10 protein-coding genes are annotated in these 12,224 nt (G+C 44.0%); 3 read left to right on the top strand and 7 right to left on the bottom strand.

From position 1 onward, the window contains the following. Positions 1 to 3 precede the first annotated feature (3 nt). Positions 4 to 600 (bottom strand): hypothetical protein, encoded by a 597-nt coding sequence (locus BLQ81_RS10600; protein WP_139183612.1) that lies wholly within the window; start codon positions 598 to 600, stop codon positions 4 to 6. A 301-nt stretch (positions 601 to 901) separates the two neighbouring features. Between BLQ81_RS10600 and BLQ81_RS10605 the strand changes: the two genes are divergently transcribed. Beyond that, positions 902 to 1,441, top strand: a complete 540-nt coding sequence (locus BLQ81_RS10605) for a hypothetical protein (protein WP_092729933.1) — start codon at positions 902 to 904, stop codon at positions 1,439 to 1,441. Positions 1,442 to 1,494: 53 nt separating this feature from the next. Here BLQ81_RS10605 and dnaA read toward each other — a convergent pair whose 3' ends face one another. After that, positions 1,495 to 2,910: a chromosomal replication initiator protein DnaA gene (dnaA, locus tag BLQ81_RS10610; RefSeq protein WP_092729934.1), complete on the bottom strand. Its 1,416-nt coding sequence runs from the start codon at positions 2,908 to 2,910 to the stop codon at positions 1,495 to 1,497. A gap of 371 nt (positions 2,911 to 3,281) precedes the next feature. On the opposite strand from dnaA, the gene BLQ81_RS10615 reads away from it, so the two are divergent. After that, a complete protein-coding gene (locus tag BLQ81_RS10615) occupies positions 3,282 to 4,676 on the top strand; it encodes a methylmalonyl-CoA mutase family protein (protein WP_092729935.1) in 1,395 nt (464 codons plus the stop codon). Then, entirely contained in the window at positions 4,673 to 6,793 is a 2,121-nt protein-coding gene (gene scpA, locus BLQ81_RS10620) for a methylmalonyl-CoA mutase (RefSeq protein WP_092729936.1), read from the top strand. The genes BLQ81_RS10615 and scpA overlap by 4 nt, the downstream gene beginning before the upstream one ends. 168 nt (positions 6,794 to 6,961) lie before the next feature. Here the strand turns inward: scpA and BLQ81_RS10625 are convergent, their stop codons facing one another. The 5 genes from BLQ81_RS10625 to BLQ81_RS10645 are packed head-to-tail and all read right to left on the bottom strand — an operon-like array spanning position 6,962 to position 12,142. After that, positions 6,962 to 7,285 carry an AtuA-related protein gene (locus tag BLQ81_RS10625; RefSeq protein WP_092729937.1) on the bottom strand — a complete coding sequence of 108 codons (324 nt, stop codon included), beginning with the start codon at positions 7,283 to 7,285 and terminating at the stop codon, positions 6,962 to 6,964. After that, positions 7,282 to 8,604 (bottom strand): acyclic terpene utilization AtuA family protein, encoded by a 1,323-nt coding sequence (locus BLQ81_RS10630; RefSeq protein ID WP_092729938.1) that lies wholly within the window; start codon positions 8,602 to 8,604, stop codon positions 7,282 to 7,284. Before BLQ81_RS10630 ends, BLQ81_RS10625 begins: the two co-directional genes overlap by 4 nt. 1 nt (position 8,605) lies before the next feature. Then, positions 8,606 to 9,892, bottom strand: coding sequence for a CitMHS family transporter (locus BLQ81_RS10635; RefSeq protein WP_092729939.1), 1,287 nt, complete (start codon positions 9,890 to 9,892; stop codon positions 8,606 to 8,608). A 3-nt stretch (positions 9,893 to 9,895) separates the two neighbouring features. Continuing rightward, positions 9,896 to 11,434 carry a carboxylesterase/lipase family protein gene (locus BLQ81_RS10640; protein ID WP_092729940.1) on the bottom strand — a complete coding sequence of 513 codons (1,539 nt, stop codon included), beginning with the start codon at positions 11,432 to 11,434 and terminating at the stop codon, positions 9,896 to 9,898. A gap of 3 nt (positions 11,435 to 11,437) precedes the next feature. After that, a complete protein-coding gene (locus BLQ81_RS10645; protein ID WP_092729941.1) occupies positions 11,438 to 12,142 on the bottom strand; it encodes an NUDIX hydrolase in 705 nt (234 codons plus the stop codon). Between the last annotated feature and the right edge of the window lie 82 nt (positions 12,143 to 12,224).

Below are 12,224 nucleotides of genomic sequence, written 5' to 3' on the forward strand. Positions count from 1 at the left end.
AATTTACGGATGGGTTTCAATCTTTCTAGTAAAACGGGAATCAACTTTGAAGCTCAGAATCGCCAGGATAAGCCCAATAGCGGCAGTGGAAAAGGCTATGGTAAGGTTTTGGAAAGAAATGGGTACGGATATCAATTGAAGCGACCAACCTGCAAGCCAAACCAGGTGGCCTTGCCGGGATTTTTCCTTCCGGGTATTGAGATTGCCACCGTTTTTTCCCTCATCTACCAAAGGCCCAAAAAAGTCACGGTATTGCCAAAGAATGTACAAATTCATAAGTAAAAGCACGGCGAGAACATAGGGTGTTCCAGCCCAATTTTGAGAGACGGTTACCATCAGAATATTCAGAATCATTGGAATCATCATGATGCTTCCCAAGAGTTTGAATCTTGTACTCAGTAGCATAAATCCGATGGTGATTTGACTGACAGCAATGAATTCGGCAAATAGTCCCAATTCATATTCCTGTAGCCGCTCGACTAGCCAAGGAGGCCCAATCCACCCGATAAATTGATGGCCTGCATAGAGTTTGACCATGCCGGCACCCCAAAAGGTGAAACCGAGAAAAATGGAAGTCAACTGAGGAAATATTTTTTTCATAGGATTGTAATTTTTTCTTGAAAGCCATACCTGCCTGCCAAAGGGCAGGGAATCTCGTTTGAGAGGTAAGCAACCCCTTGTGTGACTTTTAGTCGGGGCATTCTGCCGAATGGCAGGCTCGATTTCATTGGAAGAATGGTTTGATGGGTTGAAGTGCGAAAAATCTATAGAAAGTAATGCCTGAATTTTGCAAAAGTTACAAACTTCTGATTCTTTCGGTTGAATATTCAAATCCAAAATTGATACAATGCCCACTTTCTCTTTATTTTGGTCGTCGTAAAACCTTTTTTGAAAAGATACTATGTCAGCAAGTCAACTTGGAGTAGGAAGTCGAATTGGTCACCCAAAATTTGGAACCGGGGTTATTGTCTCCGTCGATGAGACCTTTTATAAAATATACTTTTCTTCTTTGGAAGAAGTAAAGACGCTCGCAAGAGATTACGAAGGATTTACCGTAGAGGAAGCCAAGGTGCCTGACTTCCCGATGCTCACGATGAAGGATGTGGAACGGGCTATTCGGGAAGCTTTGATTGCGACTTCGGAACGCGCCCCGCTAGTCCCACTTGGAGGGAAATGGATGGGCGGAACTTTAGTCATCGAACCATCAGACAAAACTTTACAGACTAAGGAGATTCCTGTTGAAACTTTCTTTCGAAAAATCGTCATGGTGCGGGAAAAACTCCGTGTTCTGGAGCAAAACATTAACAATCATCCCAAACTTGATGATGAAGATCGTGTCAACTTACAGCAATACATCACCCGATGCTATGGTTCGCTGACTACGTTCAACGTGCTCTTTGCCTACAAGGAGGATCAATTTAAAGGAAGCGGAAAAGATTAGAACTGGCAGGCATAACCAGAAGGAATGCTGGATATTTGTCAAAAAAAATGAGATCAATACGATCTCATTTTGAATTTCTTTTTAAGCTCATTGACCGAGTTTTTGAAGCTCGAGTCGGTTTCAAACATATCATTTACCGTCTGAACGGCATGGATGACTGTACTGTGATCACGTCCACCAAAGTGATAGCCAATCGATTTGAGTGAATGGTTTGTGAATTCTTTTGAAAAATACATGGCTACCTGACGTGCAATCACTATTTCCTTCTTACGTGTTTTGGCTTTGAGGTCATCAAGATGAATGCCGAAATATTCGGAAACTGACTTTTGGATAAAGTCAATTCCTACTTCTGTTTCAATATCTTTAATGAAGTTTTTGATCACAGTTTTTGCCAGTTCCAGGCTGATTTCAACCCGGTTGAGTGAAGCATGTGCAATCAGGGAAATTAAAATCCCCTCCAATTCACGGACATTGGTGTCTACCGAATAAGCTAAATATTCCACCACTTCGTCCGGGATGAAAATCCCCTCAGACTGCATTTTGCGTCGAATGATAGCCACGCGGGTCTCGAAATCAGGCATTTGCAAATCCGCAGTCAGCCCCCACTTAAATCGGGAAAGTAATCGCTCTTCCAAGCCTTTCAGATCTCTGGGAGGACAATCTGAAGTCATGATGATCTGCTTCTTATTCTGATGGAGGTGATTGAAAATGTGGAAAAACATCTCCTGTGTACGGTCCTTCCCAGCCAAGAACTGAATGTCATCGATGATCAGCACATCCACCTGCATGTAAAAATTGGTAAAGCTTTTCACATTGCCATCCTTGATGGAATCCATGAACTGGTTCACGAATTTTTCCGAAGAAACATAAAGCACAAACTTGTCTTCTGGGCCGTTTTTGATCTCGTTTCCAATAGCCTGAACCAAGTGGGTTTTTCCCAACCCAACTCCACCATAGACCATCAAGGGGTTGAAGGATGTAATTCCCGGCTTAGTAGCCACCGCAAAGCCCGCAGATCTGGCAAGTCGGTTGCAATCGCCTTCAATGTAAGTGCTGAAAGAGTAAGTGGGGTTCAGATTGCTTTGGGTAAGCATGTCTGCATTCAGGGATTGCATTTCAAAAGGAGTCCTTACCTCAGCCTGCGGATTCGGCTTTTTGCCCGAGGTATTACCCTGCGGGAAAGAAACCACATAGGGTTGATTATTAGAATTTCCTTTGTCCACCACTACTGCATATTCCAAACGTCCATTTTGGCCGAGCGTACTTTTGATGGCAAGCTTGAGGACTTGTACATAGTTATCCTCCAGCCATTCGTAGAAAAATTGACTTGGAACTTGAATTGTCAAGCTGGAACCTTCCAATTTGACTGGATTGATTGGTTTAAACCAAGTCGAAAAGCTCTGCTCGTTTACGTGTTGTTCTATCACACGCAAACACTCATTCCATACGGCGCTAGCTTCCAAACTCATTTAGAAAAGTATTAGATTGTATTCTTGGATTTCCCGGCGATTGCAAGGGGTTCAAATTTGTGGAAAATTAACTTAAATAAAAAATCGAATTGGGCTTGAAAAAATCAATTTTTGTAGATTTTTTCCAAGCCTCAGATTTATATTTTGTTTGCGGGTTAAAATTGACACTTTCACAAATCCAAGTTTGAATTTTTGATATTTTTCTATTGTGTAAATAGTGAAAGCATTTTTTTTAACTCTATTAATTGACAGTTAGGCATTTAGAATTTTAGGCCTACGATTCTCTTTACTTATGCATTTCTTTCTGGCAATTCACTCATCATTCCTTATTTTTGAACTTGTCCTAAATCAGGAATTGACCCAACCCAAATATGACCCAAGCTCTTTTTTACGACTTTCCTCCCGCAAGCAAAGAAGCTTGGAAAAATCAGGCTGCCAAAGATTTGGGAGGGCAGGATTTTGATCAAGCCTTGAAATCCCTGCTTTGGGAGAAAATACAAATTCAACCTTTCTATACTCGGGAGGATGTATTGGATCTCCCAAGATTGCCTGAAAACAGCTTTGAAGACAAACCGTTTTTACAGGATTTTTCTGCCAGGTCCTGGTCCAATTTTTTAGCTGTTTATCCAAGTACACCGATTCAGGAAATTATGGATTTCCTTGAAAATGGAGGAGAAGGGTTGGTTTTGCATTTGAAGGGAGATGAAAACCTAAATGAGCTTTTGAAAGATGTGATTCCGGATTACATCAGTATCATGTTAAAACCCCTTGGCGATCCAGCCCAAGTTTTAGAGCACTTTATGACTTGGGTACATGAGATGGGGGTGGAGGAATCTGGGCTTACCGGGGGCTTGCTTTGGTCACCCATGGACATGCTTTTTGAGCAAGGTAAAAGTTGGGAAGAGGCTATCTCAGCTTTTAGAAGAGTTTTTTCTTGTTTTCCCAATGAGCGCTGTTTTCATGCATGTATGTTCAATTTTAGCAGATATGCCGAAGCCGGTGCCTCTGGTCTGGATGAGTTGATTTTTGGATTCGGAGAAATCATAGAGCTCATCGACAAATCGGGGATTGACCCAATAACTATTTTCGAAAAAAGCGGATTTTACACTTCGGTTGGGGATTTACATTTTCCCGAAATCGCCAAACTGAAAGCAATTCGGTTTTTTTACGCCGAGCTTGCCTTGCAATATAATGTCGGATTGAGATTGGAGGATACCTGTGTTTTTGCGCAAACTTCCGGTTGGTCCAAATCTACGCTCGATTCAAATACAAATCTTATTCGGCAAACCTATGAAGCAATGGCTTCAATTTTAGGCGGAGCAAATGGTCTGTGGGTGCGGCCTATTTCCGGACAAAAAGCCACTGAATTGGAGCTTCGTGTCGCCAGAAATGTTTCATTTATTTTAAATTATGAATCGTATTTCGGCAAGGTTGGTGATCCTGCCGCAGGATCTTATTACTTGGACACGCTGATAACTCAACTCATAAATGAAGTGAAAAGCGGGCTTCAGGAATTAGAAAAAAATGGAGGCTGGCTTGTTGCTTTTGAGTCCGGAATGCTTCACAAAAAAGTCAGAGAACATCGACAGAAACAACAAAATTCGATCCTTTCCGGGGAGATTTCCAAGATTGGAGTAAACAAATATCCCGCCTCAGATTACTTGAAAAATAACCTGGAATTTTCTCCGATTTTGGAGAAAGAATATGAATTGAAGCCAAGCCGGGCTTCTTATTTGGTGGAACTTCAAAACCAGACTGGAGCATGAGACCTGACTTTGACAATTGGAAGAAAAGGAAACAGACTTCTCCTGACGAAGAGGTTTCCTCTGTTTGGGAGTCGCCGGAGCAGATTTCGATCCCGGATCGGTTTGATACTCAAAATATATGCTTGATTCCTCATTTAGAATTTGTAGCTGGAATCCCCCCATTTCTCCGAGGACCCTACAGCACGATGTATGTTCAGCGCCCTTGGACGATCCGTCAGTATGCAGGCTTTTCCACCGCTGAGGAATCGAACTCCTTCTACCGGAAAAATCTTGCAGGAGGGCAAAAAGGACTTTCTGTTGCCTTTGATTTGGCAACTCATCGTGGCTATGATTCTGACCACCCTCGTGTTCAGGGTGATGTAGGCAAAGCCGGAGTTGCGATTGATACCGTGGAAGACATGAAACTTCTTTTTGACCAGATTCCACTGGACCAAATGTCAGTTTCTATGACGATGAATGGCGCTGTGATTCCGATTTTGGCATTTTTCATTGTAGCGGCCGAAGAACAGGGAGTTATGCCTGCACAACTTTCCGGCACGATTCAGAATGATATTCTGAAGGAGTTTATGGTACGAAATACCTACATCTATCCACCGCAGCCCAGCATGAAGTTGATTGCGGATATTTTTGAGTTCACTTCCCAAAAGATGCCTAAATTCAATTCGATCTCAATCTCAGGCTACCACATGCAGGAGGCAGGGGCGACAGCGGATTTGGAGTTGGCCTTCACGCTTGCCGACGGTTTGGAATACCTCAGAACAGGAATTAAAGCGGGATTGGATATTGATGATTTTGCACCAAGGCTTTCTTTCTTTTGGGCAATAGGCATGAATTACTTTATGGAGATTGCCAAGCTGCGAGCAGGTCGCCTTATTTGGGCGAAGATTGTGAAGCAGTTTAATCCCAAAGACCCAAAATCACTCGCGCTGCGAACGCATTGTCAGACTTCGGGATGGTCCCTGACTGAGCAGGATCCATTTAATAATGTGACCCGAACAGCCATAGAAGCTTTGGCCGCTGTCATGGGACATACCCAGTCGCTGCACACCAATTCCTTGGATGAAGCAATCGCTTTGCCCACTGATTTCTCTGCAAGAATCGCGAGGAATACACAATTGGTTTTACAAGAGGAAACGGGGATCACCCAAGTTGTAGATCCTTGGGGAGGTTCTTATTATGTAGAATACCTTACCGATCAGCTGGTTCAAAAAGCCTGGAAATTGATCGAGGAAGTGGAGGAATTGGGAGGGATGGCAAAAGCGATTGAAACAGGTCTTCCAAAACTCCGAATCGAAGAGGCAGCTGCCAAAAAGCAAGCTCGTATAGACAGCGGTCGTGACATAATCGTAGGAGTTAACCGGTATCAGATCAAAGAAGAAAGCCAAATTGAAGTGCGAGACGTGGATAATCAGGTCGTGAGAGATTCACAAATTGCCCGATTGAAAGCTGTGAAATCCGCCCGAAATTCCCAAGAGGTTGAAAAAAGTCTGGAAATCATCACTCAGGCGGCTAAAACAGGGGAAGGTAATTTACTCGCCCTGGCGGTAGAAGCAGCGCGAAAAAGAGCTACTTTAGGCGAAATCTCCGATGCGATGGAAAAAGTATTTGGGCGACACAAAGCCCAGACACAAACGATCTCCGGAGTATATGCGGCAGAAGTGAAAGACCAGAATTCATTTAAAAAAGCTCAGGAATTATCCGACCGTTTTGCGGAACTTGAAGGTCGTCGTCCTCGTATCCTAGTTGCTAAAATGGGGCAGGACGGACATGACCGTGGTGCCAAAGTAATCGCAACTGGTTTTGCGGATTTGGGATTCGACGTGGACATCGGGCCACTTTTTCAGACACCTCGGGAAGTAGCCGGGCAGGCGATAGAAAATGATGTGCATATCGTAGGAGCATCTTCTCTGGCAGCTGGCCACAAGACTTTGGTTCCTCAGCTGATTCAGGCCCTGAAAGAACTTGGGCGTCCTGATATCATGGTTGTGGCAGGAGGAGTTATCCCTCAGAAAGATTACGAATTTCTTTTTGATGCCGGGGTATCGGCAGTATTTGGGCCGGGGACGGTGCTATCGGAGGCTGCGATGGAAGTATTGGAAAAGTTGATGAAGGACTAAAGCCGGGCTATGCATTAGGTTTTCGTTTTGAGGGCCGAAATTGCAAGAAAATCAGGATGTTTGGAGACTGAGGCACAGCACCGCTATGGTGAAGTCGAAAACAACAACATAACGTCTGATTTTGAAGCAATTTCAGACCGCAATAGAATTGCTAATGCATATTTCGGGTTAAAGCCCAATAGAATCATCAATTTCCATTTCCAGCAAGGCATAACCTAAGCTTTTTCCATGAGCGTCTAAGGCAAGAGATGTGGTTACACCACTTGTCAATGCTTCAAAGCAGGTAAATTGAAGTGCTTTCAGTTCGGGCAAAACGTGGCGGATGATTTCACCTTTAACTTGGTGTCGGAAGTGAGCTTTTACTTTTTCAACTGAGACTTCTTTGACCAACAAGTTGAAATCACTCTCTTGGAATGGAATCAGGGAAAGAATTAGGGTGTTTCCCTTGTCTCCTGCTCGACTATGAGCGATTTCGCAAAGTTTCTGACTCATGATTCCAGGACTTGAATACTTGAATTGATATTGTTTCGGTCCATCAGAATTGAAACTACCCCTATAACTTCATGGGTGTATTTTCTGGCTCCGCCACCTCCTGCCGGACCGTTGGTGTAGAGCGCTTCTACTTCTTCGCCGACAAGTTGGGCGAGTGATCTGTCTTTTGTTTTTCCGGCAATACGCAGGCGGATTTCGTAAGGCAAATAATTTCTGGATAGTTCCTGACCATGCATGGAACTCAAGCCGATGTAATCCACCTTAAATTCATCAAACCTGTCTCCGATTCGCTTTTCAATAATTTCGGCTGCGAGTTTTGCCCGTTCGATAGCGTGGGATCCGGCATAAGAGATTTCTCCCTCACCGATGAATCCTGCCTCGTAGCCAACACTGACTTTAAGGGTTTTGGGTATTCCTTTTCCGGAACCTCCAACTACCCGGATTTCATCTTTGTTTTGTTCGAAAAATTTGACGCTTGAGAAATCCGCTATAACATCAGGAGTAACGTATTTTCCAGGATCTATTACCTCATAAAGCAGCTGCTCCTTCGCCGTTTGGACCGAGATGGCCCCACCGGTACCACTGACTTTTGATATAATTGCAGTACCATCTGTATAGATATCAACAAAAGGATGTCCGAGAATATGCATGTCGGGAATAGGCTTGCTCACAGGATCTGCAAAATAACCTCCGGTAATCTGCCCGGCACACTCCAATAAATGTCCGATCACGGTTCCTTTTCCCATTAAATCTAAATCAGAAGTATTCCAGCCCAATTCATAAATCATCGGAGCCAAAAACAAGGAGGGATCTGCAACTCTCCCCGTCAGAATGATATTTGCGTCAGTTTTCAACGCTGGAAGAATCGAATCGACTCCGAGATAAGCATTGGCAGAAACTAAATTCCCATAGGATAGGAGGGCTTCGTTTCCTTCCAAAGAAAGCTCAGTTCCGGATATCCTGTTAAAAACATCATCTCCGAGAACTACCGCGACTTTTAATTTCAAACCTAGTTTTTGAGCGATCTCGATTATTTTTTCAGCACCTGCCAGAGGATTTGCAGCACCCATATTGGTGATTAAGCGGGTCTTATTTTTGAGCAGAAGTGGAAGCAAGCCTAGAATCCGGCGCTCCAATAGAACATCGTATCCGGCCTTTGGGTCTTGTTTTTTTCGCTTTTGTGCCAAAGCAATCGTCCGTTCAGCAAGGCACTCTAATACCAGATAATCCAGGTTTCCTTTTTCGGTAAGTATCATAGCAGGCTCAATTCGATCTCCCGAAAATCCCGCACCACAACCGATTCTTAGTTTTTCTTGCATGTCATACTGAAATAATCCCCATTATGATTGATACAGTCAATATTACCAAAGTCACCAAAAATGCCAGTGGTATGGTTTTTTTCTGATGATCTCCCAAATCAACGCCGGCAAGTCCGATTAAAAGGAAGGTGGCACCAGTCAGTGGGCTTACCGGAAATCCGGTGGTCATCTGACCCATAATTGCAGCCTGACCTACCTCCAAAGCACTTACTTGGAAGTGTCCTGCGGTAGAAGCCAAAAGTGGCAGGATTCCAAAATAAAATGAATCGGGATCAAACAGCATGCTCGCAGGCATTGCCAATAGGCCAGTGATCAAGGGTAACTGTGCTCCCAATTGCGCTGGCATTAAAGTCTCGACTTTTGCTGCCATGGCATCCATCATTCCTGTGCCCTTGATAATTCCTGTAAAACAACCAGCGGCAAAAAGGATACTTGCCATCAGCATAGCTTCCTTTGCATGAGCGTCTATGCGGGTTTTCTGGTCTTCAATTTTTGGAAAATTGATCAGCATAGCAATAGCAAAGGCTACCATGAATATGACATACGGCGGGGCCCATCCTAAAATTAAGACGGTGATTGCCAGTAAAATCAAGAAAATGTTAATCCAGAAGAGCTTGGGCATTTCAAGATCATTGGATAGTTGAAGGCCCACCTTATCAACAGGAAGAACTGCTGCCCCGATTCTGTTTTTTTCACTTTTCCCCAAGAAAAATGCAATAAGCAATACAGTGGCAAGCCCAAAAAGAAAAGGAATAAAAATTGGGTTGAACAGCTCGGTGACTGAAACATTCAAGGCTGTGGCAGCACGAATGGTAGGCCCACCCCAAGGGAGAATGTTCATGGTGCCGGCAGCCAAAGCCACAATGCAGGCTAGGTTTAGACGCTTCATTCCCAATTGATCATAAACCGGAACCATCGCGGGAACTACCACCAAGAAGGTGACAGCTCCCGAACCGTCCAAATGAACTAGCATGGCCAAAATAGCTGTGGATAAGGCAATTTTTATTGGGTCATTCCCGGCAATTTTCAGCAGGTGATGAATGATAGGCCGGAAAGTACCTGCATCCAGTAATATCCCAAAAAATAAAATAGCAAAAACAAACATGACTCCTGTAGGAGCAATTGACTGGATACCATCACCGATCATCACCGGAAGCTCAATGACTTTTCCGGCGGCAATTCCAGTCAGTATCGGAACCAAAATTAAGGCAATTACTGGCGATGCCTTTTTGGTAATGACAAGATAAAGAAGCAGTAATATGGTGACGAGACCGAGGGTAGCCAGCATTATTTATTTGTTTAGACTTTCCATAAACTTCATCTGCTCCCAAAAAGGTAAGGCTCTTACTTTGGCATCCGTACCAAGCTCTATGACCAAGGGGTTTTCCGGATCGAAAACAGGCCAGTTAGGGAGGTTTTTACCATTAGGATTGCCTGTTTTTACAAAGTTCACCCAATAGTCCGACATGTTTTTCTCCAACTCATAATCCGCCTTCTCAAAAGGACGATTCCAATTTCTTAAAGTGTGGAGTGCATAACTGAACTCCGCAGAATGGAAGGCTCCGAAATTGGGTTCGCCGGGTGGAACACGCGTGAAATAGTAAAGATAGGCCTCGTTTTGTCCTTTTTCGGTTTGCATTTTTGCCCAAGTATAATTCTGAAAGCCAAAGCTTAAAACTCCGATAGTTTTTAGGGTCTCTTCCAGTTCTACTTCATTTCCCGAGGGGAAAAGTTGCAAGTATTCACCAGCCCGACCTCCATATTGCTTTTTGGCATTGGCGATAAATTCAGTCGGAGTAATCGCTTGATTACCGGAAACACGATCATCAGCATTCCATCCTGTCAGGAGTGGTACATCTGAAAAAGCACCATCTTCAAATGCCTTTCTGACTCCGGGAAGCACTTTTCCGTCGAATACCGGGCCAAATCTCCCCGCAAGTTTCAATAGGCTGTCGGAAGGAATTTTTCGAAGGTCAGCCAGGGAGAGACCCAAGGTGTCTGTCAATACTTTTCCTCGTTCTTCAGCTCCTTGCAGTCCGGATACTAACCCATTATTTGGAGTAAACATGCCTCCGCTTTGTGCAATTGCTTTGTGAAAAAGTCCTTTTGCCTTGGGTGATACAACCAATGCATTCACACTGAAAGCCCCCGCAGATTGGCCCGCGATGGTTACATTATCAGGATCCCCGCCAAATGCACGGATATTCTTTTTCACCCATTCCAATGCGGCTATTTGATCCAAAATGCCATAGTTACCAGAGGTCTGATCCGGATTTTCGGCACTGAGTTCTGGATGGGCCAAAAAACCCAGAATACCTACCCGGTAATTGATTGTGACAAACACGATCCCTTTTTTTGCTAAGTCCTCTCCATCGTAAAGCGGCACCGTACTTCCACCCGACCCAAATCCACCCCCATAGATCCACACCATCACCGGACGCTTTTCGTCTGATTTTTCTGCTGCTGTCCACACATTGAGGTAGAGACAATCTTCCGAAATCGGCTGGGCTGGTATCAAAAATTCAGATGACCAGGCAAAAAATGGAATAGGAGGATTTTGCATCGGAGAAGGAGGATTTTCTGTGCAGGTTTTAATCCCTTCCCATGGCTGTACGGGTTGAGGAGCTTTCCAGCGCAAGTCTCCAAGGGGTGGTGCCGCAAATGGAATTCCTTTAAAGATTTTGATCTGACCGCTGGAGTCCAATTTCCCTGATATCAAGCCACCTTCCGTAGCTACAGAATTGATCGATAAGCTGGATGAGGTTTCTTTTTTTTCGCAGGAAAAAAGTAGGATACCAAGCACTAGGAAAGGTAAAAGTTTATATTTCATGGTTTAGCGGGTTTTAAAGCTGTAGAGATAAGGAGCTTTGTGGCTTTTGCCGGTAAAGAGTTTTTCGTGCCGGTCGAGAATATCCATGCTGAGCATTTTTCGCTGAAAACTGGTACGGCGAAGTTTTTCACCCAAAATCGCCTCATAGACAGCCTGGAGTTCATTCATGGTGAAGTGGTCAGGAAGGAGATTGCCGCCGATCAGTTTCCGATCCAGGTTTTCTCGAAGGGTTTGTAGTGCTTTTTGGACAATTTGCCCATGATCAAAAATTAATTCCGGAAGTTGCTCGATCTCATACCAAGCAATAGAATCGGATATTGCGTCGGGTTGTAAAGTCACTTTTTCGTGGTCGATGAGTGCATAATAGGCGACCGAGAAAAATCGATCCAACATCCAATATTCAGGTGGTACGGAATAGTCGTTGGCTTCCAAAATTCGCTTCATTACCTCTGGCTTAAATCGGTTGACTTCTCCAAACGTATGAAACTGCTCCAGGTAAATTTCTTTTAATCCGGTTCGCTCAAATAAGCCACGCTTAACGGCATCTTCCAGGTTTTCGGTTTTCCCTATAAATCCTCCGGGAAGCGCATGCCAACCCGTAGCGTGGTATTCCATGAGGAGAATTTTGAGTTTGCCCCTCGAAAAACCAAAGACTACGGAATCGTAAGCAAGGTGGGGGATAAACTGGGAGAGTTCAGGAAGTGGCATATCGGGACTTAATTCTGATCCAAGTAACTAGGTTTTTTCGGCAGAACCAAGTATTATTGTCTCATAATGATACAATAGAAAC

It is taken from the genome of Algoriphagus alkaliphilus (assembly GCF_900103735.1).
GTDB lineage: Bacteria > Bacteroidota > Bacteroidia > Cytophagales > Cyclobacteriaceae > Algoriphagus > Algoriphagus alkaliphilus.

What these genes read in the sequence shown, in the direction of transcription:
- dnaA (WP_092729934.1), bottom strand. Translation starts at nt 2,910, where the DNA reads ATGAGTTTGGAAGCTAGCGCCGTATGGAATGAGTGTTTGCGTGTGATA.
- BLQ81_RS10630 (WP_092729938.1), bottom strand. Translation starts at nt 8,604, where the DNA reads ATGCAAGAAAAACTAAGAATCGGTTGTGGTGCGGGATTTTCGGGAGAT.
- BLQ81_RS10605 (WP_092729933.1), top strand. Translation starts at nt 902, where the DNA reads ATGTCAGCAAGTCAACTTGGAGTAGGAAGTCGAATTGGTCACCCAAAA.
- BLQ81_RS10615 (WP_092729935.1), top strand. Translation starts at nt 3,282, where the DNA reads ATGACCCAAGCTCTTTTTTACGACTTTCCTCCCGCAAGCAAAGAAGCT.
- BLQ81_RS10645 (WP_092729941.1), bottom strand. Translation starts at nt 12,142, where the DNA reads ATGCCACTTCCTGAACTCTCCCAGTTTATCCCCCACCTTGCTTACGAT.
- BLQ81_RS10640 (WP_092729940.1), bottom strand. Translation starts at nt 11,434, where the DNA reads ATGAAATATAAACTTTTACCTTTCCTAGTGCTTGGTATCCTACTTTTT.
- BLQ81_RS10635 (WP_092729939.1), bottom strand. Translation starts at nt 9,892, where the DNA reads ATGCTGGCTACCCTCGGTCTCGTCACCATATTACTGCTTCTTTATCTT.
- BLQ81_RS10600 (WP_139183612.1), bottom strand. Translation starts at nt 600, where the DNA reads ATGAAAAAAATATTTCCTCAGTTGACTTCCATTTTTCTCGGTTTCACC.
- scpA (WP_092729936.1), top strand. Translation starts at nt 4,673, where the DNA reads ATGAGACCTGACTTTGACAATTGGAAGAAAAGGAAACAGACTTCTCCT.
- BLQ81_RS10625 (WP_092729937.1), bottom strand. Translation starts at nt 7,285, where the DNA reads ATGAGTCAGAAACTTTGCGAAATCGCTCATAGTCGAGCAGGAGACAAG.